Origin of the sequence: Thalassobacillus cyri, assembly GCF_900107755.1 — a bacterium.
GTDB classification, from domain to species: Bacteria; Bacillota; Bacilli; order Bacillales; family Halobacillaceae; genus Thalassobacillus; species Thalassobacillus cyri.
In genome coordinates, this window is record NZ_FNQR01000009.1 from 55,322 (window position 1) to 78,183 (window position 22,862).

A 22,862-nucleotide genomic window follows, 5' to 3' on the forward strand; every position below is an offset into this window, starting at 1 on the left:
GCCGCCTTTTTATACTCTATTCATCTTCATGAGGTGCTTCCTCATTATTCGGATTTTTTTGCAACACCTTAAGCCCTTGGCCCATATCGGAAGCAAGTACATAATTCCGGTCTACATAAACTCCCCAAATGTTAGATTGGCTCGGAATGTAAGCTCCAACTTCCACAGGGTTTGCCGGGTCGGTAATATCTACTGCACGTACGCCTCCTGAGTAATGGGACAAGTAAAGGGTATTTCCTCTTACTTTCGGGTCATGAACTGTCGCACCACCTGGAATAGTTTCCGTAAAGTCTGTTTTAAATGAGCTTAGAAGCTTAGGGTTTGTTTTATCCTGGATATCATAAATCATGGTATAACCGTAAGCGGACTCGAAGCCCTCACGGACTGGCCCGAATACTTCCCTGGTTTCAATAAGAATGTTCCCGCCCTTTGCAAGAGTGGAAGAGTGGGCTGCACCCTGGACGGTCGGGGCAAAGTCTGTCCTTCCTAAATAGACAGGGTTTTCTGGGTTTTGAATATCAAGGATGATGGTTCCAAGATCCCAATAAGAAAGGTAAGCAGTGTCACCATTTTTATCAGTCCTAACACTATGGGCGAATGAGGCTCTTCTAACTCCGTCTTCGTCTGTCCAATTATATCCATCATAGTTTTCATCACTAACCTCATCGATGTAATCCCTTGGATTGAATTGATAGATCGACTCTGGAGCTGACGGGTCACTGACATCAACCAAATGTACATCCATCTTTTCTCCATCGGAATAATAATCCGCATAATTATTGGCTGTCAGCACATAAGGTTTACCGTCTTGAACAAATAGGTATAATTCATGTGTACCCCGTGCACCAGAGGTATCTTCCCAGAAGCCTAATTTTTCTGGATTCTCAGGGTTGGTTACATCGTATAATAAAAACCCGCCTGTAGCATCAGACCCCCTGTCCAGCTTTTGCACACTTACAGCAGCCAGGTCACCTTTGAAACTTGGTGTATTTACGGATTTTACAATCACTTTTTCCTGCCAGGTTCCTTCGTGGTGGGCGAAGGAAGTAACTTCTTTCGGGTTAGCGGGATCCTTCATATCGAACACACGGACACCGCCTTCGCCACCATTAGCCGCATGTGTTCCAAGATAAGCATAGCCTTTATGGCTATAGACGTCAGCGGTAGTATTGGACACTCCTTCTTTTACTTCCTGCAATTGGACAGCCGCTACTTCTTTCCAGTGATCCATATTTTTAGTACCTTCTAATAAAGGTACTGACAATTCTTCACCTGCCAGGTTTTCGCCTTTCTCACCTCCACCGCCTAATTCATCGTGGGCGAATGCAGTGGCTGGAACCAATGAAAATGTGAGTGCGCCAGCTAAGGTCATGTTTAATAATCGCTTCTTCTTCAAGATGGAAACCTCCCAAATGTTATTGATCTCCATTCCCGGGTTGGAGGGCTTTTCCAGATTCAGTATAGCGTAGCTGGATATTATTAACAATAAATTATGAATTTTCAGTAAAATTATCCTGCATAAATAAGCAGATGTTCCTAATCATATAATGAAAGATAGTACGGTTTACGGGGGGGCACGTGTTTAGCCGGGGATAATAGTGGAAAACTGAACCCAGAAAGGTTAATAAATAACAGAATAGGTGAGGAATTTGATTATTCGCTTTGGGTATGTTGCCCACGCATTGAATTTATGGGATGCTTCTCCACAAAAAACGATGACATTCACCCGGTGGAAGCAGCTGGGGGAGAATGAACGGGTTAACAAGCTTCATGAAATAACCAGAAAAAATCTGCTTCATACTTTGCGGGCACTACACTATAATGTTGCCCATGAAATCAAACTATACCGTTTTTCTTCTTCGATCGTTCCACTGGCTACCCATGAAGAAGTACCATGGGATTACATAACCCCATTCAGGGATCTTTACCAGGAAATAGGGGCACTTGTGAAGAAGCATGGAGTTCGGTCAAGCTTTCATCCGAACCAGTTTACCTTGTTTACAAGTGATAAACCTCACGTGACCCGGAACGCAGTCCGGGACATGGAGTATCATTACGCGATTGCTGAAGCCATGGGACTGGAAGAAGAGTTACTAATCAACATCCATGTAGGCGGCGCTTATGGCAATAAAAAAGAAGCTGTCAAAAGGTTTCATGATAACCTTCGCCAGCTTCCGGAATACATCAAAAAGCAAATGACGTTAGAAAATGATGACAAAACTTATACAGCGAGCGAAACGTTGGCTATTTGTGAAGAAGAAGGAATACCGATGATGTTCGATTATCACCATTACGTTGCGAACCGGGAAGAGGGAGAAATCCTGGATGATATTCTTTTTCAATTTATGGACACATGGGAGGATAGTATGCACCAGCCTAAACTCCATGTCTCCTCACCAAAATCGGAAAAAGCATTCCGCAGTCATGCTGATTATGTAAGTTTAGATTTTTTACAGCCGTTGATTGATAAATTGAAGGAGATTGATCAATCGGTTGATTTTATGGTCGAAGCAAAAGCAAAAGATCGTGCATTATTGCAATTAGTGGAAGATATGGCCGCTCGTCGTGGGGTGCAGCGCATCGGCGGGGCGACTATTAAAATTTGAAGAGATGTAACTCATTCCGGTTGTTCACTTCGAATGCGGTTCGAATGCCAGATTCAATAGCGCCTTCCATCCATCCATGAAAGGAAGAGGTATGTTCTCCTGCAAAATGGAGCCTTTGTTCAGGTAAAGGGATGATTTTTCCATAATTCATCTCCTGATGGGGGGTATATAACGTAAAGCAACCTCCAGAAAAAGGGTTCTGGCTCCAATTGAACGTTACCCCCTGGATGAATTCGGTATACACTTGATTACCATATACTTTAGCCAGATCTTCGAGCGTTTGACGTATATGTTCCTCTTTCGGCTGACTGTTCCATAACATAGCATTATTTCCCCAGCTATAACTGGCGAGCATAACTGCAGGACCGGTACCGTCAAGTTTACTGGGAATATAGGTGAACCGTGTTGGACTATCTGAAATAATGTTGCCAAGCTGGTCTTTTTCCCAAAAGCGGCTTTTGAATTCAATACCAATTTTTACGGCTGGTACATTGGTCAATTCTTTGATAGCTGACCATTTTTCAAAAGAGAGGGAATCATACGGCTCCACGTCAATGTATTGAAATACTGTGAATGGGAGGGAAGTAATGGCTAAGTCCCCGCTATATTTCCTTTGTTGCCCTATCACTCGATCATTTGTTAGAAAATCAATCCCCTTCGCACGTTGAATGATTTTTGTTACTTGCTGGTTGCAAATGATGTTATCTCTAAGCTGTGGCAAAAAGGCTAGGGGAAGCTGGTCATTTCCGCCAGTAATTTGGTAGAAGTTTGTCTCTTCATTGAAGATAGGAAATATGATATCTGTCAAAATATCGATAAACGCGAATTCAGGGAAGCCTTCCATTCCGAGCAGGACACTAATTTTTCTGATAGCATTGGCAGACATCGATTGACCGAGCGGGTTGTGCTTTAGGAAATCGCCCATCGAATAACGCGCAAATTTTTGTTTTAATTGTTCCTGCTGGTCTGGATTACTGAGGTTATATAACTCAATGAAAGGTTCCACAGCAGAGAGGAATAGTTCTGTTGCTGTTTTTCCCTTTTCCCAACCTTCTACTGGAAAGTTTAAAATGTCAGGGTTTTGTTCATACCTCTCACGGGTTGTCATAATTCCATTCGCAAATAGAATATCTTCCGGGGTGGTATTGATGAATTTATTTACGGGTAATCCGAAACGACGTATATATTCGAACACAAGTACATGATTATCGGGAATACGCATAGCTCCCAGTTCTAAGTAGTTTCCCTGATGAAAAGGTTGGCGCAAGGTGAAAACTCTTCCGCCAATGCGGTTGTTTGCTTCTAGAATAGTGACGTCATGTCCGGCTTGTTTCAATAAAGAAGCCGAAGTCAAACCGGCCAGCCCGGCCCCTGCTATCAATATTTTTTTAGGCTGGGAAGCAGGAGTAAGTCCCTTCCTTAAAATAGTCAGCATATCTTGCGGATAAGTAAGCTCACTATATGCCTTGAATGAGTTATTATTATTCAAATTATGACACCTCCCCGGTTTTAAACATATGCTTCCGGGGTCAGGAATATGTGGGGAAGGAAGTGTGACGTTAGAGCAGTTCATGGAGTGGTTCACGTAAAAAGGACGAGTATCGGTTACTCGTCCAGCTTCTACTAGTGGTTCAATAATTTTTGGATGTCTTCTTCGATACTTTCGGGCTTTGTCTTAGGAGCGTACCGGTTAATGACTGTTCCGTCCTGGTCGACCAGGAATTTGGTGAAGTTCCACTTGACCTGATCGGAAATCATACCAGGTGCTTCTTTTACCAGGTGTTTAAATAACGGGTGAGCATCTTTGCCTTTAACATCCACTTTACTGAACATAGGAAAACTTACTACATAGTTTACTTTACAAAATTCTTGAATATCCTGGTCAGAACCTGGTTCCTGGTTCATGAATTGGTTACTCGGAAAACCTAATACTTCGAAACCCTGGTCTTTATAAGATTCATATAACTTCTGCAACCCTTCATACTGAGGGGTAAAACCGCATTTGCTTGCGGTATTGACAATAAGCAATACTTTCCCCTTATAATCGGCTAACTTCTTATCTTCTCCGGTGATTGTCTGTGCTGAAAATTCATGGACATTACTCATTAAACCGCCTCCCTTTAAATCAAAAGCTAGCAGTAAGCATCAGACAAGTCAAAAGATAATGCTTCCTAAACAGGAAAAGCCAGCGTAAGCTCCCTCAGAGACAAACACTGGCTGATATTTATAACTTTATTTAGCCGCGGAACAGGTATGGCTGTCGAGAGTGACGGTAACTCCCTTTCCGGCTGGCTGCAAGAGTTCAACAGCTCCATCAGGAAAGTGAGGAGCTAACCTGCGCATCACTGACTTTCCTTTTCGGGGATGGGTAAAGCATAGGAGAATCGGCCCTGCACCGCTGATAGCAACCCCATAGATAGGCAATGATTCTTTCAAATACATGAGCTTCTCCCATTCCGCAATTGCCTGGACACGGTAGGGTTGATGGAAAAGGTCTTCGGACATCATTTTTCCGGCCAGTTCCCAATCATTTTGCAAGAGGGCAGCTGTCAGGACATTGCTGATACTACTGGCTTCGACTGCTTGATGATAGGGGAAATTTTCTGGCAAAAGCCCTCGTGAATCATCTGTTTTCATCTCATAGTTGGGGATGACAGCTACAATATCGATGTCCGGACGCCCACCCAAAACAATATGCGTATCATTTGTCTGGTGACAGCCGATAACAAGACCTCCATACAAAGAAGCTGATACATTATCAGGATGCCCTTCATAAAGGCTGGCATGCCGTGCTTTTTCCTTTAATGAGAGGTCGAGACCCAATAGTTGATCAGCCAGCTCAATTCCAGCCACAATAGCAGCCGCACTGCTGCCGAATCCTTTAGACATCGGAAAATCGCTGGTCAATTGAACAGCTACAGGAGGGAGAGAAGCCTCTCCGTGCGACTCGGCGATAGAAGCAGCCACTTGGTAGATCAGGTTGTCCTTTCCTGAAGGAAGCCCTGACAAGTTATCGGATATCGCCTCAAATGCCCACTCCTTATTCGGAGTCACATAAAGTGTCAAATAACGATTGACAGCAAGCCCGATAGAATCAAATCCCGGTCCTAAATTGGCCGTGCTTGCAGGGACTCTTATCGAGAACATCCCCTCGGCCTTCATGACTTGACACGTCCTAAGATGTGGTCGAAAACCACTTCTTCTTCATTAGGGAGCACTACAGGCTTCATGGTGGAATTTTCAATCGCACAGTCCGGATCTTTCAACCCGTTTCCTGTCAAGACTGCGACTACTTTTGAGCCTTTTTTGATGTGCCCATTTTCGATGTCTTTCTTTATACCTGCGATCGAGGCGCATGAAGCCGGCTCGGCAAAAACGCCTTCAGATTGGGCCAGCATATGATAGGCTTCGAGGATTTCCTCATCCGTTACCGAATCAATTTTACCGTTTGATTCATTGGAGGCTGCAATAGCTTTATCCCAGCTGGCAGGATTGCCGATCCGGATAGCAGTCGCCAGGGTTTCAGGGTTTTCAACGACTTCGTTTCGCACAATGGCTGCAGATCCTTCTGCTTCAAAACCGTGCATGCTTGGCAGTCCTGTATGATTACGCTCATTGTATTCCTGGAACCCTTTCCAGTATGCTGTTATGTTGCCAGCATTTCCAACTGGTATCGCCAGGACGTCGGGAGCAGTGCCTAGTTGCTCGCATACTTCAAAGGCAGCTGTTTTCTGACCTTCAATCCGGTAAGGGTTCACAGAGTTGACGAGCGTGATTGGCGCTTCTTCGCTTAAGTTTCGGACCATCTGCATCGCATTATCAAAGTTACCTTTGATGGCATAGATTTCTGCCCCATACATGACTGCCTGCGCCATTTTCCCCATAGCGATTTTTCCGTCTGGGATGACTACGATACAACGCATATTAGCTCTCGCAGCATATGCTGCGGCAGCCGCTGACGTATTGCCGGTCGAAGCGCACATGACCGCTTCACTGCCTTCTTCCTTTGCTTTTGCTACTGCCATCACCATCCCGCGGTCTTTGAAGGAACCGGTTGGGTTTAGGCCTTCATACTTGACGTGGAGATCCACGCCGAGTTGTTCGGATAAATTATCTAATGCTATTAATGGGGTATTACCTTCCCATAAAGACAATTTTGGTGTTTGGTCATTGACTGGTAAATATTCTTTGTATTGATGGAGCAAACCTTTCCAGTTCATCAGCTTTCATCTCCTTCGACGCGGTAACTGCTTTTGATTTCAGAAACAACATCCAAATCATGCAGTTGTTGTAAAATGGCCTGGTAGTTTTTCTTGGATACGGTATGGGTCGTCATCACGATATCTGCCACACCTTCTTCTTTTGCAGGCTGCTGCAAGATTTTTTCTAAACTTACGCCATAACTGGAAAACAAGGCTGTCAATGCTGAAAAAGTTCCTGGCTGGTCTTTCGCATGCAGGCGTAAGAAGTATTTTGCTTCGATTTCCTCATCGTTTTTAAGCTTTTTTTCGAACTGTGGTAAAACGGCGCTGTTGCCAGTTACGCCAAGTCGGATATTTTTCATTACCTCGACAAGGTCTGAAACGACAGCAGTGGCGGTCGGCAGTTTACCGGCTCCAGGTCCGTAGAACATCGTTTCACCTACAGCTTCACCATAAACATAAACAGCATTGAATTCATCATTGACAGCGGCGAGCGGATGAGTTTCCGGAAATAATGCCGGCTGTACACTAACTTCGACTTTATCTCCGGTTCGGTTAGCTATGCCGATCAGTTTCATCGTATAGCCGAGCTGTTTACTATATTCGAGATCCTCTTTTGAAACCTGGGAGATGCCTGCAATCGACACATCATCCAAATCAAGGTGCATCGAGAAGCCGAGTGTTCCAAGAATTGCAATCTTTCTGGCGGCATCGATTCCTTCCACATCCGCAGTAGGGTCAGCCTCTGCATATCCCAACTCTTGAGCTTCTTTTAGTACGTCGTTGTAGGCGGCACCTTCCTGCGTCATTTTAGTCAGGATGTAATTGGTTGTTCCGTTAAGGATGCCCATCATCTTTGTAATCCGGTCAGAAGAGAGGCCTTCCACCAGGCTGCGAAGGATGGGGATACCCCCAGCGACAGAGGCTTCATAAAATAAATCACAGCGGTTTTCAGAGGCCACTTCCAGCAATTCGCTGCCGTGAACAGCCATCAAATCTTTGTTGGCGGTCACGACATGTTTTTTATTTTGGAGGGCTTGGACAATATAGTCTTTCGTCCCCTTGACCCCGCCCATCACTTCGATGATGACATCCAGGTCTGGATCGTTGAGAACATCATCGGGATTGGTTGTCAATTTTGCTCCGTTTAGGACAACATCGCGCTTTTTCTCCAGGTTGTTGACTAGTATGTGTTTAACTTCCACATTACAGCCGACCTGGTGCTTCAGTTTATCTTGGTGTTGTTCAATAATATGCACGACCCCGCTTCCTACGGTACCTAACCCGAGCAGGCCTATGGAGATTGTTTGTGTCATGTCCTTCGTCCTCCTTGTGTATTTATAGAAAGTACATTCGTTTACGTATAAAGGACATTATAGTGATGAAGCAGGTGTTTTACAACCCTTTTTCTGAAAATTTTACAAAAAGGATAATATCACATCAGATAGGATATATTTCCATTTGTTGAAAAGGGTTTAACTTATACATACATAAGGGAACCTATTAAGTAGAAAGTGATATGTTAAGAAAGGATGAAGATGAATGATCCGTACAATTTTAATGATTATTGGTGCAATTGTTGTGATCGGTGCCATTTTATCTATGATTTAATAATGATAATTAATGAAAGCAGGAGTCAGGCGAACAGCCCGGCTCCTGCTTTTTTTATAATTTAAGAAAGTCTAAATGTTAAAGGATTAAAGTATAAGAAACACTTTGGCATTCGCCGTAAGGATTTGACGATAAGCCAAGTTTTTCTAATATTGATTTCACAGTTTAGCTCCCTTTATATGAAGACTTAGTTTCGATACTTTAGGTTGCAATTATGGCGGCTGGGAAATCGGATCGCTTTCCGTGGGCATGTGGTGAGCTTCTTCAGGCTTCGCATTGCGGGATCTCACCAATCATGTACATCCCACAGGACTTTGAATTTTAATCATGAATAAACCCCGCACGAAGGAAATGCGTGGCATTTTAGAGGAGTCCCGCCGTTTTCCCAGCCGCCATGTGTTTGTAGGAAGCTCGAAACTCATCTTAAAAATAGCGTGCTTTTGAAATAGAAAATACGATTATTTCAGCATTGTAATAGGGTTCTCCTCGCAAATCATGGAAGTAAATTTAAAGGCGATTTCGATAATCTTTTTCGGTAAAGGGAGTAGGGGAAGGATGAGACTCCCGCGGGAGAAGGAGCTAGGCGAGACCCCACAGGGCGATAGCCCGAGGAAGCTTGCCAGTTCCCCCGCAGGAAAGCAAATCCTTCTCCAACGACCTTAAACTCCCAAAATATCTCGAAATCAAGTCTTCGACTTTTCGGTCCTATTATTGAATAAGTCTCTTATGAAAAATCAACTATGTTTGAGCTTGAAAAATAAATAGGGGGATTTCCCGGAGAGGATGGGGAGTTTCCCCGATTACGAAAAACACCTTCGCTTTCTATAATTAAATTAACAACTTTCAGGGATCACACAAACACATAAAAAAGTTAAGCGAAGGGGAATTGAAAATGGCTGAAACAGTGTTAAGAAAACCAATGAAAGCAACTCATTCCATTAATAATGCATTTGCTTCGAAATTTGCAAAGTCCATGTTCCTTACCGTCAGCGCCATCATTGTGCTGATGTTCATTGGAACGAGGATGTTCACACATGTCGACTTGAACTTGTACGGATATATGGTAGGTACATTCGTATTCATCGCTGGGTTCTTCTACCGATTCATTGCATGGGGAGAAAGACCACCGACAAAAATCATTATCAAAAAAGGGATTAAACTATTGTTCCGTAAATCAACGCCTAAAATATCGGCTGACCACCTGGCTACATACCAATTCATTTGGAATAGGGGAATTTACCGATGGACCCAGCATTTGCTGATTGGATGGGGTGTCATCCTGTCTTGTCTGGTTACCTTCCCACTCGTGTTCGGCTGGATGTACTTCACGATGGAAGAAGGCGGCTACTACACAATCGTAGCGATGGGTATCGACTTAATGACAGTCCCGGCAGATGGCGTCATTGCCTTTCTTTCTTATAACGCATTGAATTTCACAGCAATCATGGTAATTATCGGGGTCAGCATGGCTCTTTACCGCCGTTTGAAAAATATGCAGGCAAGAGCAGAACAAAAATTCCTATATGACTTCCTTCCGCTTTACTTATTGCTTTTTATCAGTATTACCGGTTTGATTTTGACATTCATGAACGTGTTCTTACATGGAGCGGGCCATTACATGATGTCGCTCATCCATCAATACTCAGTCATCGTTACGTTGATTTATCTGCCATTTGGTAAGCTTGCTCATATTCCATTCCGTCCGCTCAGTGTCTTTGCGCGAAACTACCGTGAACATTATGGCGAGCAATCGATGAAGGAATGTAAAGTTTGTGGAGAAGGTTTCGTTTCAACGGAACAGTCACAGGATGTCGTCAACGTATTAGGTACCAATGAAATAGATTTCACAATGGAGAAGGATGGATTCAATCTGGCTGAATTGTGTCTCCCTTGCCGGCGTAAGTACCGCATCGCTAGATTCTCAGGATTTCCAACCCACGAGGTAAAAACCAAGGAGGCCAACCAGAATGCAAAGGGATAAATTTTATAAAGAGATAGAAAATGTCGAACACCCGAATGAAAAACTGATCAAGACACACTGCAGCTATTGCGGAATGCAATGCGGCATGAACCTACGGGTCAACACAATGACCAATAAAATCATCGGTGTGGAGCCTCGCTACGATTGGCCAGTCACGGTCGGAAAGATGTGCCCGAAAGGGGTTACCGCCTACCAGCAGACGAACCATGATGACCGCATCCTTCGCCCATTGATCCGTGATGATGCTTCATTAAAAGGAACTAAAGAAGGGTTCCGGGAAGCAAGCTGGGAGGAAGCCTACGATTTGATTGCTGAGAAATTCGGTGAACTGCAGCAAAATTATGGAAAAGACAGTTTATCTGTATTCAGCGGTGTATCCATGACCAATGAGAAATGTTATCTGACAGGAAAGTTTGCCCGTGTGGCCTTAGGTACACGCTATATCGATTACAACGGCCGTTTTTGTATGTCGAGTGCAGCTGGCGGTTTCCTCCGCTCCTTTGGTGTCGATCGTGGTTCCACGCTTCCCTGGACGGACATTCATGAAACCGACTGCTTGTTCATAGCAGGCAGTAATACAGCGGAATGCCATCCGACTTCCATGTTCCGGATTTGGAATGTCCAGGAACGGGGCGGTTATATCATCGTTGTTGATCCGCGTGAAACTCCGATCGCAAGAAGAGCAGACCTGCATCTTGATCTGAAACCGGGCACAGACCTGGCTTTAGCAAATGGGATTGTCCATTTATTAATTGAAAAAGGGTATGCCGATGAAGAATTCGTCAACCAGCATACAAACGGTTTTGAAGAAACGAAAGAACTGGTAAGACAATTCACCCCGGAATATACGAGTTACTTGACTGGTGTAGCACCAGAGAAGATTGAAAGAGCTGCAGAGATCTATGGTAAAGCGCCAAATGCTGTGGTCATGTTTGCGCGAGGTATCGAACAGCAGCACAAAGGTGTAGATAATGTATCTGGTTATACCAATATGGCGCTTGTCACCGGAAAAATCGGCCGTCCAAAATCAGGTGTAGCCACCTTCACTGGTCAGGGGAATGGCCAGGGAGGAAGGGAGCATGGTCAGAAATCTGATTTGCTGCCTGGCTACCGGAAAATCACCAACCCGCAGCACGTACAAGAGGTCTGTAACGTATGGGGCATCACTCCGGAAGAGATGCCGAAAGCGGGTGTTTCCGCCTATGAAATGTTCGAATTGATGGATCAAAAAGAAATCCGCGGCCTATATCTGCTATGTTCCAATCCTGCCGTATCGGCACCGAATTTGAATTTTGTACGTAATGCTATGAAAAACTTAGACTTTATGGTCTGTGCTGACTTTTACTTATCGGAGTCCGCAGAATTTGCTGATGTGATCTTGCCTTCCGTTACTTGGTCAGAGGATGAAGGCACGGTCACGAATATCGAAGGACGAATCATCAAAATCAACAAAGCCCAGGAACCGTTAGGGGAATCCAAGCCTGACTGGCAAATGCAAGTGGAGCTTGCAGAACGTCTTGGAAAAGGTGAAAACTTCGCTCATTTGAAGACAGCGAAGGATGTCGCGGATGAATTCCGATTAGCTTCCAAGGGTGGAAGTGCCGACTATTATGGTGCTACCTGGGATAAGATCGAAAAGCAGGATGGCGTGTTCTGGCCATGTAAGAATGATGAAGACCAGGGTACACCACATATGTTTTTAGATAAGAAATTCTATCATGCAGATGGGAAAGCCCAAATTTGTGCTTTACCTTACCGTCCACCAGCGGAAGAGCCTTGTGAAGAGTATCAGCTCCGTTTGACAACCGGGCGAGTTGTATACCATTACTTATCCGGCAACCAGACAAGAAGAATCAAATTTTTGAAGGATATGTGCCCGGAACCTTACGTAGAGGTTCATCCGGAAACAGCAGCAACATACAACATGGAGCATGATGAAAGAATACGGCTTTATACCCGGAGAGGGGAAGCCATCTATAAAGTGAAAGTGACGGAAGCCATTCGTAAAGATACAGTATTTGTTCCATATCATTTCGGCCATGAAGAATCGATTAACCTGTTGACGATTCCAGCACTTGATCCAAAATCCAGAATGCCGGAATTCAAAGCCTGTGCCGCACAAATGCAAAAACTCGACCCTAAGAAGGTGCTTTAGATGAAAAAACGGTTATACATTGAATTAGAAAATTGTATCGGATGCCGTTCCTGCCTTGCCGCATGTACCCAATGCGGCGGGCACGAACAACGGAATAGGAATTATGTTTATGATGTTAATCCTCACGTCAATCGGCAGACAATGCCACTGATGTGCTTACATTGTGAAAACCCGGCCTGTGCAAGAAGCTGTCCGGCTCAGGCGATTCAAATCCATGAAACCGGGGCTGTCCTTTCTGCTTTGGTAGAGAAATGCATCGGCTGTCAAAACTGTACGATTGCCTGCCCTTATGGCATTCCTAAATTTGACGAAGAAGAAAACCTGATGTACAAATGCGATCTTTGTATCGATCGTACGAAAGATGGCATTCCACCTATGTGTGCCAGTGTCTGCCCATCCAACACGTTGCAATGGCTGACAGAAGAAGAGATTGAACAGAAACAACAGCAGCATGATCTCGATAATGGCAAATGGGTGACCAGCATGCCTTACCTGGAAGGCGAGACCAATGTCAAAGTAAACCTTCCTGGTATCCTGCAGGGCACAGAAAAACTCTTTTAAGGAGGAAGTATCATGAGCGATCGCAATAATAAGATACCATTTGACGAGGATAACTATACGCATAATATTAATCGGAACAATGAGCGGATGCTGGACCGCAGAGGGTTTATGAAAACTTTAGCAGGTGCAGCAGGAGTGTTCGCCGTTTCTACCCTTCCCTGGGGAGCTGTGGCTGCAAAAGAATTGATGGGTCTTGGAAATAAAGAATACCCAAACGAAAAAATCGCAGACGTAAAAGACGTGAAAGTAGGGGACTCCGTAAAATTTACCTTTCCGACAGAACATGATAGCGCGATTTTGATCCGCCTCAGTGAAAATAAATATGTTGCTTACCAGAATGCTTGTACACATTTAAGATGTCCGGTCTATTGGGTGAAAGATGAAAAAGAGATGATTTGTCCGTGCCACCACGGAAAGTTCGATGCATCCACAGGCGCCCCAACAGCAGGACCTCCTCGACGGCCGTTGCCAGGAATTGAAGTGGAAGTAAAAGATGGCGCTATTTACGCAGTAAGGGTGAAACGTTATGAAGCGTAGTTATGTCGGCGTCCTCATACTGGCAGCCATCCTGTTAATGAACATCGTGTTCACGCAGTTGGTCGTCCACCAATATTATTATGAAAACTATGGCGTTACATTGCTCTATGCCGGCTTGAACATCCTATTGTTCCCGGTGGCACTGTTCGTTTATAAAAATGAGAAAAATAAGGGAGGCAGCAAGGGTTATGAAAAGTGAAACCTATCTGGATTTTTGTTTTATCAGAGAGATGACCGGCACACTTGCTGCCGACGTACAAAACAATTTCGAAAGGTTATTCAAAGGACAGCGTCTCCACTGGTACTTAGATGATAAAACAGTTTTAGATGCTGAAGTTGTGGTTGCTGAAGTTAAAGGGATGAGCAGCTGGGCATCAGAGCAAGACGTCATTGACCATTTGGAAGCGCAGGCAGGGGAGACATTCTGGCAGGCCTTGCAAGGCTATCAATTTCACGTCTATCCTCCAGAGAAAGGGTGTGGCACTTGTGGAGTCCGTTGATAGAAATGATTTGGAAAACTGTATCGGTTCTTCCGTAAAGGTTTGCATCCATGGAGAAGAAGGAGAAGATATGGCTCCGTGGCTGGATAAAAAAGTGAAGAAGCTGGCTAATTGTCCAGATAACACCCATCTTAGAATCTACTTTGATGATCATTATTTTTTTGCAGTTCCATTTACCAGTGAAGTCAAACAAACAGAAAACGAATGGTCTGCGTATGATCAAAAAGCCGGCCTATATTATGTAATCAAAAGTGAGGGAAACCACTATGAAAAGTAAAATTCAACTTCCATTACAAACGATGAACCTTGTTACAGGTTTTATGGTATGGGTATTAATTTCTTCCTTACTGCCTTTTATTACTGAAGATATTGCGATTGCTCCGGAACAGATTGCCTGGGTGACCGCTATTCCAGTTATTTTAGGATCAGTTTTACGGATCCCATTAGGATATTTAGCTAATTTACTGGGTGCAAGATTGATCTTTATGGTAAGTTTCATCCTGTTATTATTCCCGGTCTATTATATCAGTGTGGCTGACTCTCTCATCGATCTTTTGATTGGCGGTCTGTTCCTGGGGATCGGCGGAGCGATCTTTTCGGTCGGGGTCACCTCTCTTCCGAAATATTATGATAAAAGCCGCCACGGCTTCGTCAATGGTATCTACGGAGCGGGGAACATTGGAACAGCGATAACGGCCTTTGCCGCGCCGGTAGTCGCTGCAAATTTTGGCTGGTCATTCACTGTCCAACTCTACCTTGTACTATTAGGAATTTTCATCCTTTTGAACTTCTTTTTTGGAGATAAAAAAGAAACGAGAGTGAAAGTTCCATTAATGCAGCAGATCAAAGGCGTCTATAAAAATGAAAAGCTATGGTTATTCTGTTTATTTTATTTCATCACTTTCGGCTCGTTTGTGGCATTCACGGTCTACCTTCCTAACTTCCTTGTGGCCAATTTTGGACTGGATAAAGTGGATGCCGGAATGAGAACGGCAGGGTTCATTGCTGTCGCTACCTTCTTACGTCCGCTTGGCGGATGGCTGGCCGACCGCTTCCATTCCCTGATTCTACTGATGTACGTGTTTGGGGGCTTTACCGTTGCGGCGCTGCTATTATCTTTTGCTCCATCTATCAACCTGTACACGGTTGGGAGTTTGACGATCGCGGTGGCTGCCGGAATAGGGAATGGTATTATATTCAAGCTTGTCCCGATGTATTTTAACAAGCAGGCTGGTATTGCGAACGGTATCGTATCCGCTATGGGTGGACTCGGCGGCTTCTTCCCGCCTTTGATTTTGTCCCTTCTCTACAGTTGGACTGGACATTACGCCATCGGCTTCATGGCCCTGTCTCAAATTGCTTTAGCTAGTTTGATTCTGGTTATCTGGATGTATTATCACGATAAGCTGGCTGTTTCCCATCAAATCATGGAAACGACACCGCTTGGCATGATGGTCACAGATAAGAATGGTAAAATCGTAACTGTAAACCCTGCCTTTACAAAGCTGACTGGCTTTGAGGCTGGGGAAGTAGAAGGAAAAAATCCAAATATCCTGAAATCAGGCAGACAGTCCCCGGCATTTTACCAACGCATGTGGGACACCTTAGAAACGAATGGTTATTGGCAAGGGGAAATTTGGAACAAACGGAAAGACGGGAAACACTATTTAGAGTGGCTGACCATCAATGCGATCAAGGATGATTCGGGGGAAATCATTCAATATGCTGGTGTGTTCACGGATATTACAGAAAAACAACAACAGAAAAGCATATAAAAAATAGAGGAGGATGGAGATGGAGCTTGAAGCAGGTAACCAGGCGTGCAGTTATATCATTCAGTCTCAGGAAGAAGAAATTAAACGGGTAGCCCTTGAGCTCCATGAAAGCATCAATCAAAACCTGTACACGATGCAAACAGGATTGAACTTCATTGAAGCCGGTATCGAAAATCAGGAGATGAAAAGTTACGCCAAAGAAATGGCAGGGTTGATGGAGCGGACAATCAGGGAAGTCAGGCTGCTGTCTGTGGAGTTATATCCGAATACCTTATCGACATTGGGATTGGTTTCAGCGATGAAAAGCTATTCGAAGCTGTTCACGAATACTTTCGGCATTTTGATTGATGTTCATTCCAGCGGGGAAGAGAAGCTTCTTTCCGACCAAAAAAGTATGGCCGCTTTCCGTGTCTGTCAGGAAGCATTGATCAACATTGCTAAATACGCAGATACCGATCATGCGAAAATCGAGTTTACATGGGGAGAAATTTCAGTAAGAATAGATATTAAAGATGCTGGAAAAGGGTTCGATGCGAACGAAGTGATGGAAAGCGGCCGTGCTAATGGGATTGCTGCTATGAGAGAAAGGCTTCGCCTTGTCGGGGGGCAATGCGACCTTTCTTCTGAGTTGGACAAAGGGACAACGGTTTCTATCAATTTGCCAATCCAGTAATAGGAGGGGTTATGGGATGATAAAAGTCCTGTTAGTGGATGACCACGCAGTGGTGAGGATGGGCTTGAAGATGTTACTGAATTCCTTACCGGATATGGAAGTAGTCGGAGAAGCATCAGAAGGTAATGAAGGAATCGAAATGGCGCTGGAAGAAAAGCCGGATGCCATTTTGATGGATTTGAGCATGCCTCATGGAAAGGATGGCTTGTCTGCAACGGGAGAATTAAAAAAGCTTCTTCCTGAGACAGCTATTCTCATCCTGACCATGCATGATGATGAAGAATATTTATTCCGTGCCATCCAGGCGGGTGCTTCCGGGTGTGTATTGAAAAGTGCTCCCCATAATGAATTAGTCAATGCTATCCGCTCGGTATGCCAGGGAGATGCTTATCTTCATCCATCCGCCCAGAAACGTTTGATGGAGGAGTACCTGGGTAATTTGAAAGAAGACGGTTCCGATACGTATCAGTTATTATCCGATCGGGAAAAGGAAGTCCTGACATTGATTGCGAAAGGCTATTCCAATAAAGAGATTGCAGAAAAGCTGGTGATCAGTGTCAAAACAGTGGAAACCCATAAAGGAAACTTAATGGAAAAGCTGCAAATGAAAACACGGCCGGAACTGGTATCCTTTGCATTGAAAAAAGGATTGCTTGGTTATGGGATTCAGTAGGGACGTGATGACATGGGATATTTAAAAGAGTTAGTACTGACCGAATGTGACAGCCTTAAACAAAATGTACCCTGTGATTTTGTCGGAATCGCTCTGCAGAATCGGAATGATCCGGATATTACCTGGCCTTACGCGATGGGAAATCGAAATGAGAAATATAAATATATCACGGTCCGATATGGAAAAGGGATTGCCGGAAAAGTGATTTCCAGTGCAAGGCCTATGGAAATCACTGATTTTACCAAAAATATTCTAGGGAAAATCACCGATTATCCGATTATGTTAGCCGAAAAGCTGGTAGCCGCTTATTCGGTTCCTTTAGTTTGGAACGGACTTCCTAGAGGTGCCCTTTTGATTGGTTATCGGCACGCCCGCCAGTTTGATGAACAAGAAAAACAGAAGCTCAGGGAAGTTGCGCGGAAATTGGAGTCATTTTTACCTTCCCATTTTACTGAAGAATAGGAGGGACAATTGGTGACCACAAGAACGCAGCACGGGAGTCAGCAAGAAATAACGGAAGATGCAACAGTTGTGATTGATGATAATGGTTTTATCGAGTCGATGAATGAGAAAGCGCAGGAACTGTTTGTGGCAGCAGGTGAAAGCAGTACTGGCAGTCACATAGAGAAGTGGATACCTGAGACGAATATTGATGTTTTAGAGCCGGGGACATTTACGCAACAGTTCGGTTTGACGACAGAGGGACAGCGTATCCCATTATTTATACGGAAAAACACGTTTTCTATTGGCGGGAATGACTACGCGCTTCTTGTTTTGCATGCTGACAATGATAGCTCCATCTCCAATTTAGAACCGGAAAAAGTATTGAATGAACTGCTTGATATGAAATTTGCGCTTGATGAATCGACCATTGTGGCGATCACCGACCAAAAAGGCATCATTAAATACGTAAATGACAAGTTTTGTGAGATATCCAAGTACTCAGAAGAAGAGTTGATCGGACAAGATCACCGGATCATCAATTCCGGTTACCATTCCAAAGGGTTTATGCGAGACTTATGGCGGACAATCGCCAACGGGCAGGTGTGGCGTGGGGATATCAAAAATCAGGCGAAGGATGGTACCTATTACTGGGTGGATACCACCATTGTGCCTTTTCTAAATAATAAAGGAAAACCTTATCAATATCTTGCCATCCGTAAGGAAATCACAGAATTCAAACGTGTCGTAGATGAACTGGAAAAATCCATGCAAGAGCTGGTGGATTTAAAGTTTGCCCTTGATGAATCTTCCATTGTTGCGATTACCGATGAAAAAGGAATCATTACGTACGTTAATGATCAATTCTGCCAAGTTTCTAAATTTGAGCGGGAAGAATTGATCGGACGTACCCATTCCGTCATCAATTCCGGCTACCATTCCAAAGAATTTTTCAAAGAGTTATGGCGGACGATCGGTAGTGGAGAAGTATGGAAAGGTGAAATAAGAAATCAGGCAAAAGACGGTAACTTCTACTGGGTTGATACAACCATTGTGCCGTTCCTTAATGATAAGGGGAGACCTTATCAATATTTAGCCATCCGTTCAGAAATCACAGAGCGAAAGCGAGTAGAAGAAGAACTGCAACGGACAATGACCAGGCTCATTGATGTACAAGAAGAGGAAAGACGCAGGCTTTCCCGCAATCTGCATGACGGAATCGGACAAAACCTCTATAGTCACCTGATTACCATCAGCCGGTTGAGTGCGGAAATGGATCATCCATTAATTGGCCAGATGCATGATGAAGCGACGGAATTAATTGAAGAGGTACGTGACATTTCGTGGGATCTTCGCCCATCTGTGCTAGATGACCTCGGCCTCGTTCCTGCTATCCGTTCCTTTCTGAACCGCTTTTCCGATCACTACGGTATTGATGTCATGTTTGAATGTGTACTCGATCAACGGTTAGGGACGCATGCAGAAATTACGATTTACCGGATCATTCAAGAGTCACTCACCAATATTCGTAAATATGCTGATGTACAGCAAGCATGGATAACGATTCGTGAACTGGATGACGTAGTCAGGATAATGATTGAAGATAAGGGCAAAGGATTTGATGATAGGCAATATTCTTCAGGGGTAGGTTTGTTCAGCATGGAAGAAAGGGCAAGGTCTGTTGGAGGGACACTGGATATTCATACTTCACCGGGCAAGGGAACGAAGGTTATTATAGAGATTCCTTTATAAATGAAAGAGTCGGATTATTTTCCGACTCTTTTTATGTTTAATTTAATCGCTTCCCTCTCATAATTTTCTCGAATTTATACATATTCTTGCTTGTTTTAAGCTGGATCTGGGAATGGGTTCGATGGAAGCTTTGCTTTTTTTCAGTAGTAACACCCATTTGACCGTTTCTTGCTATAGCGGGGTCGTTGATGATGCTTTCTTTTTCTCCATCAAAGTGTGGAGAGGATTCGACATGGACATTTTGATGATCTGCCATACGTTCAACTCCTTTTTCTTAACATGTGAAATTATCTAGGCTTTATTCAAAGGAATAGCTTGTCTTTTTCCTTCATAAAATGTAAGACCATCGCCGCTAAAGGAGATGATTTTATGCGTTTATTAACTGAATTCCGGCAATTTGCAATAAGAGGAAGTGCGGCAGAACTAGGGGTAGCGCTTGTATTAGGGGCAGCCTTCAGTGGTTTCATTGATTCACTTGTTTCGGATATTCTACTGCCTCCCATCGGCCTGCTTTTAGCTAAAATGAATTTTTCCGACTTGTTCATTAGCTTGAGTGGTGGTTCATACCCTTCATTGGCAGCAGCAAAAGAAGCAGGGGCTGCCACCATTAATTATGGCCTTTTCTTATCTTCCTGTGTTCGTTTCATTATTATTTTATTTGCTGTTTTTCTCGTCGTCAGGCAGCTGAACCATTGGAAAAAACCCAACCAGGATCTAGTAGCTGCCATGACTAAAAAGGAATGCCCTTACTGCTGTACTTCTATTCCTGCAAAGGCAAATATTTGTCCTAATTGCGGATCTCAACTAAAAAAACAAGAAAATCAATCCTCTGATAATGTCGGGCGTAAAGGTTTCCGGCTGGGAATCAAATGAAAAGCATATCGTGTATATGCTTTTTTACTTTTTTTGGATATAATCACAAAGTATGAAAAAGATTAAATGACGAATCATAACAGGAAAGGAGGTTATTTGAAATGACAGGCTTTATTCGAAAGGCATTAATGAATGGGATTATCATCGTTCCCCTGTTAATGTGGTTTTCAGAAGCCACATTTTTTCAGAGTCTTATTACTGCACTAATCTTGTGTGTAATTGCCTACTTTGTCGGTGATCGCGGCATTTTGCCAATGAGCAATAATATTACAGCAACGGTAGCGGATGGTGTACTGGCATTCATTTACTTCTGGGGAGTAGCAGAGTGGATGGGATGGGCTCTATCCGCTGGAGAAATTTTTGTAATCACTGCATTGTTGGCAGTGGTGGAATTCGTATTCCACCGGCAATTTGTACATCTGTTAAATGAAAATAAGGAACCAGTCAAACAAACGACCTGAAGAAAATCAGTTAGGTTCCCTTTAGAGTGCACATGGGTCGTGTGCACTCTTTGTTTTATAAGAGAAGAAGATGAATGAAGAGGTGGAGGAACTAAAATGAAAAAGAAAAAGTGGGACCTCGTTGCATTAGCATCCATACCACTTGTGATGACATTAGGTAATTCCATGTTAATACCCGTACTGCCAATCATAGAGAAGGAAATTAATATATCACCCTTCCAATCGAGCTTAATTATTACGGTTTATTCCTTAGTGGCAATCTTATTGATTCCTATTGCAGGGTACTTATCCGATAAACTGGGACGGAAGAAAGTGATTATACCAAGTTTGATCATTGCCGGGCTTGGCGGTGTTGTGTCTGCCTTTGCTGCCTGGAAGATGACCGATCCATATTTCATTATCCTGATAGGGAGGTTTTTGCAAGGAATTGGTGCAGCAGGTGCCTTTCCAGTAGTGATTCCGACTGTGGGAGATATGTTTGAGGATGAAGAGCAGGTAAGTGCCGGACTGGGGTTGATCGAAACATCGAATACATTTGGAAAAGTGTTGAGTCCGGTCCTGGGAGCCCTACTGGCAGTCATAATCTGGTTCATTCCGTTTGTAGCTATTCCAGTATTATCCTTGATTGCTATTGGGTTAGTGTTAAAGTTTGTAAAAGTACCTAAAGAATCCGGGACAGCTGAAAAAACGAGTTTTTCTCAATTCAAACAATCCATCAAAGAGGTATTTCACCATAACGGACGCTGGCTGATGGCTATTTTTATCATCGGTTGTATAAATATGTTCGTGTTATTCGGATTTCTTTTTCATTTTTCTTCCTTGCTGGAATCTAAATATACCATTCAAGGAGCGTATAAAGGTTTGGTGCTCGCTATTCCTCTCTTATTTCTTTGTGTTGCTTCTTATATCTGCGGCAAGAAAATCGGCGAAAATAAACTGCTTATGAAATGGGCGGTTATCTTCGGGAATGGAGCTTCTGCGTGCACACTACTATTTATTAAAAATGAAACAGGCTTAATCATGTTTTTGGTACTACTTTCCATTGCCGGGCTTGGCATTGGTTTCTCTTTACCTAGTTTAGACGCATTGATTACAGAGGGGATTGATAAAGAAGTCCGTGGTACAATCACTTCTCTCTATAGCAGTATGAGGTTTTTAGGGGTGGCAGCCGGGCCCCCGGTAATTGCTATCCTGATGGATAGGTATCCTGCAAGCTTGTACCTCAGCTTGGCTGTGTTAAGTGGAATAGCTGTAATCGTTACTTTCTTTACGATAAAACCTACCAATGAAAGTAAGGAAGTAAAGCTGGAGCATTGATTAATCTACGTAAAGGGTGGTTGAAATCGATTATACTACACTTATTGTCAAGGTAGTCGTTGTTTTTACGGTGTTATATGTGGTGGCTAGAGTACTGAATAAAAAATTGATTTCGCAAATGACTTTTTTTGACTTTGTAGCAGGTATTACCCTTGGTTCCATGACCGCAACTATAATTTTAACTTCCAATTTGACTTTAATGAAAGGATTGACAGGACTCGTTCTATTTGGGGGCCTCGTATTACTTGTTGACTATATGACTCTCAACAACTTTCATTTGAGGAAGTTATTCAATAGTGAACCGACGGTACTTATGAATAACGGGCATATTCTTGAGGATGGAATGAAGAGGGTACGTTTTACGGTAGACGAGTTATTATCCCAACTTCGAAAGAAAAATATCTTTTATTTAAGCGAAGTAGATACAGCGATTCTTGAAACGGATGGTACGGTGAGTGTGTTAAAAAAATCTTCCATGCAGTCACCGACCAACAACGATTTAAATGTGGTTAAACCCTCAAAGAAACTGCCCCAAACTTTCATTATCCAAGGAAAAGTTTTAGAAGACAGTCTGCATGCTGCAGGGAAAGGTCGAAATTGGCTGACCGAGACTTTAAAGCAAAAAGGCATTAAAGATATAAACGATGTCATAGCCGCTCAAGTCGATGGACAAGGAAATGTTTTTTTGGATACGAGACAAGATCACATCAGTTTTAGTGGTGATGAATAAAAGACATGCCTCCT

The 22,862-nt window shown here is 43.5% G+C and carries 24 protein-coding genes; 17 read left to right on the forward strand and 7 right to left on the reverse strand.

Annotated elements, in window-relative coordinates; translation table 11 throughout:
* Positions 1 to 16: 16 nt before the first annotated feature.
* A complete protein-coding gene (locus tag BLV00_RS11855; protein WP_093045193.1) occupies positions 17 to 1,396 on the reverse strand; it encodes an LVIVD repeat-containing protein in 1,380 nt (459 codons plus the stop codon).
* Positions 1,397 to 1,649: 253 nt separating this feature from the next.
* Here BLV00_RS11855 and uvsE point away from each other — a divergent pair, with 253 nt between their 5' ends.
* A complete protein-coding gene (gene uvsE, locus BLV00_RS11860) occupies positions 1,650 to 2,606 on the forward strand; it encodes a UV DNA damage repair endonuclease UvsE (RefSeq protein ID WP_093045194.1) in 957 nt (318 codons plus the stop codon).
* On the opposite strand, the gene BLV00_RS11865 is transcribed toward uvsE, so the two are convergent.
* From BLV00_RS11865 to BLV00_RS11885, 5 genes are all read right to left on the reverse strand, one after another.
* A complete protein-coding gene (locus tag BLV00_RS11865; protein WP_245728956.1) occupies positions 2,596 to 4,095 on the reverse strand; it encodes a flavin monoamine oxidase family protein in 1,500 nt (499 codons plus the stop codon). The genes uvsE and BLV00_RS11865 overlap by 11 nt on opposite strands.
* 134 nt (positions 4,096 to 4,229) lie before the next feature.
* Complete coding sequence (locus BLV00_RS11870) at positions 4,230 to 4,712, reverse strand: glutathione peroxidase (protein ID WP_093045196.1); 483 nt, start codon at positions 4,710 to 4,712, stop codon at positions 4,230 to 4,232.
* Between the two features lie 126 nt (positions 4,713 to 4,838).
* Positions 4,839 to 5,768, reverse strand: a complete 930-nt coding sequence (thrB, locus tag BLV00_RS11875) for a homoserine kinase (RefSeq protein WP_093045197.1) — start codon at positions 5,766 to 5,768, stop codon at positions 4,839 to 4,841.
* Entirely contained in the window at positions 5,765 to 6,826 is a 1,062-nt protein-coding gene (gene thrC, locus BLV00_RS11880; protein ID WP_093045198.1) for a threonine synthase, read from the reverse strand. Before thrC ends, thrB begins: the two co-directional genes overlap by 4 nt.
* A complete protein-coding gene (locus BLV00_RS11885) occupies positions 6,826 to 8,124 on the reverse strand; it encodes a homoserine dehydrogenase (protein ID WP_093045199.1) in 1,299 nt (432 codons plus the stop codon). The genes thrC and BLV00_RS11885 overlap by 1 nt, the downstream gene beginning before the upstream one ends.
* A gap of 1,232 nt (positions 8,125 to 9,356) precedes the next feature.
* Here BLV00_RS11885 and BLV00_RS11890 point away from each other — a divergent pair.
* The 12 genes from BLV00_RS11890 to BLV00_RS11945 all read left to right on the forward strand — a co-directional run bounded on the left by BLV00_RS11890 (position 9,357) and on the right by BLV00_RS11945 (position 19,467).
* Positions 9,357 to 10,400: a hypothetical protein gene (locus BLV00_RS11890; RefSeq protein WP_176791506.1), complete on the forward strand. Its 1,044-nt coding sequence runs from the start codon at positions 9,357 to 9,359 to the stop codon at positions 10,398 to 10,400.
* Positions 10,387 to 12,555 carry a molybdopterin oxidoreductase family protein gene (locus BLV00_RS11895; protein ID WP_093045200.1) on the forward strand — a complete coding sequence of 723 codons (2,169 nt, stop codon included), beginning with the start codon at positions 10,387 to 10,389 and terminating at the stop codon, positions 12,553 to 12,555. Before BLV00_RS11890 ends, BLV00_RS11895 begins: the two co-directional genes overlap by 14 nt.
* Positions 12,556 to 13,116 (forward strand): 4Fe-4S dicluster domain-containing protein, encoded by a 561-nt coding sequence (locus BLV00_RS11900; protein ID WP_093045201.1) that lies wholly within the window; start codon positions 12,556 to 12,558, stop codon positions 13,114 to 13,116.
* A gap of 12 nt (positions 13,117 to 13,128) precedes the next feature.
* The gene (locus BLV00_RS11905; RefSeq protein WP_093045202.1) at positions 13,129 to 13,653 is read left to right on the forward strand and encodes a QcrA and Rieske domain-containing protein; all 525 of its coding nucleotides are present in this window, start codon (positions 13,129 to 13,131) and stop codon (positions 13,651 to 13,653) included.
* A complete protein-coding gene (locus BLV00_RS11910) occupies positions 13,643 to 13,852 on the forward strand; it encodes a hypothetical protein (protein ID WP_093045203.1) in 210 nt (69 codons plus the stop codon). The genes BLV00_RS11905 and BLV00_RS11910 overlap by 11 nt, the downstream gene beginning before the upstream one ends.
* Positions 13,842 to 14,153: a hypothetical protein gene (locus BLV00_RS11915; protein WP_093045204.1), complete on the forward strand. Its 312-nt coding sequence runs from the start codon at positions 13,842 to 13,844 to the stop codon at positions 14,151 to 14,153. Before BLV00_RS11910 ends, BLV00_RS11915 begins: the two co-directional genes overlap by 11 nt.
* Positions 14,140 to 14,430: a hypothetical protein gene (locus BLV00_RS11920; RefSeq protein ID WP_093045205.1), complete on the forward strand. Its 291-nt coding sequence runs from the start codon at positions 14,140 to 14,142 to the stop codon at positions 14,428 to 14,430. The genes BLV00_RS11915 and BLV00_RS11920 overlap by 14 nt, the downstream gene beginning before the upstream one ends.
* Positions 14,420 to 15,928 (forward strand): nitrate/nitrite transporter, encoded by a 1,509-nt coding sequence (locus tag BLV00_RS11925; protein ID WP_093045206.1) that lies wholly within the window; start codon positions 14,420 to 14,422, stop codon positions 15,926 to 15,928. Before BLV00_RS11920 ends, BLV00_RS11925 begins: the two co-directional genes overlap by 11 nt.
* 19 nt (positions 15,929 to 15,947) lie before the next feature.
* The gene (locus tag BLV00_RS11930) at positions 15,948 to 16,601 is read left to right on the forward strand and encodes a sensor histidine kinase (RefSeq protein ID WP_093045207.1); all 654 of its coding nucleotides are present in this window, start codon (positions 15,948 to 15,950) and stop codon (positions 16,599 to 16,601) included.
* A 16-nt stretch (positions 16,602 to 16,617) separates the two neighbouring features.
* Entirely contained in the window at positions 16,618 to 17,274 is a 657-nt protein-coding gene (locus tag BLV00_RS11935; RefSeq protein WP_093045208.1) for a response regulator, read from the forward strand.
* Positions 17,275 to 17,286: 12 nt separating this feature from the next.
* Positions 17,287 to 17,736, forward strand: a complete 450-nt coding sequence (locus BLV00_RS11940) for a GAF domain-containing protein (protein WP_093045209.1) — start codon at positions 17,287 to 17,289, stop codon at positions 17,734 to 17,736.
* A gap of 99 nt (positions 17,737 to 17,835) precedes the next feature.
* Positions 17,836 to 19,467 (forward strand): PAS domain-containing sensor histidine kinase, encoded by a 1,632-nt coding sequence (locus BLV00_RS11945; RefSeq protein ID WP_093045324.1) that lies wholly within the window; start codon positions 17,836 to 17,838, stop codon positions 19,465 to 19,467.
* A gap of 37 nt (positions 19,468 to 19,504) precedes the next feature.
* Here the strand turns inward: BLV00_RS11945 and BLV00_RS11950 are convergent, their stop codons facing one another.
* Entirely contained in the window at positions 19,505 to 19,723 is a 219-nt protein-coding gene (locus tag BLV00_RS11950) for a hypothetical protein (RefSeq protein ID WP_093045210.1), read from the reverse strand.
* Positions 19,724 to 19,836: 113 nt separating this feature from the next.
* Here BLV00_RS11950 and mscL point away from each other — a divergent pair, with 113 nt between their 5' ends.
* The 4 genes from mscL (at position 19,837) to BLV00_RS11970 (ending at position 22,848) form a co-directional block, all read left to right on the forward strand.
* Positions 19,837 to 20,340 (forward strand): large conductance mechanosensitive channel protein MscL, encoded by a 504-nt coding sequence (mscL, locus tag BLV00_RS11955; protein WP_093045211.1) that lies wholly within the window; start codon positions 19,837 to 19,839, stop codon positions 20,338 to 20,340.
* Between the two features lie 101 nt (positions 20,341 to 20,441).
* Positions 20,442 to 20,801: a DUF2512 family protein gene (locus BLV00_RS11960; protein WP_093045212.1), complete on the forward strand. Its 360-nt coding sequence runs from the start codon at positions 20,442 to 20,444 to the stop codon at positions 20,799 to 20,801.
* Positions 20,802 to 20,897: 96 nt separating this feature from the next.
* Complete coding sequence (gene bcbE, locus BLV00_RS11965; protein ID WP_093045213.1) at positions 20,898 to 22,118, forward strand: bacillibactin exporter BcbE; 1,221 nt, start codon at positions 20,898 to 20,900, stop codon at positions 22,116 to 22,118.
* 16 nt (positions 22,119 to 22,134) lie between these two features.
* Positions 22,135 to 22,848, forward strand: coding sequence for a DUF421 domain-containing protein (locus BLV00_RS11970; RefSeq protein WP_093045214.1), 714 nt, complete (start codon positions 22,135 to 22,137; stop codon positions 22,846 to 22,848).
* Positions 22,849 to 22,862 lie beyond the last annotated feature (14 nt).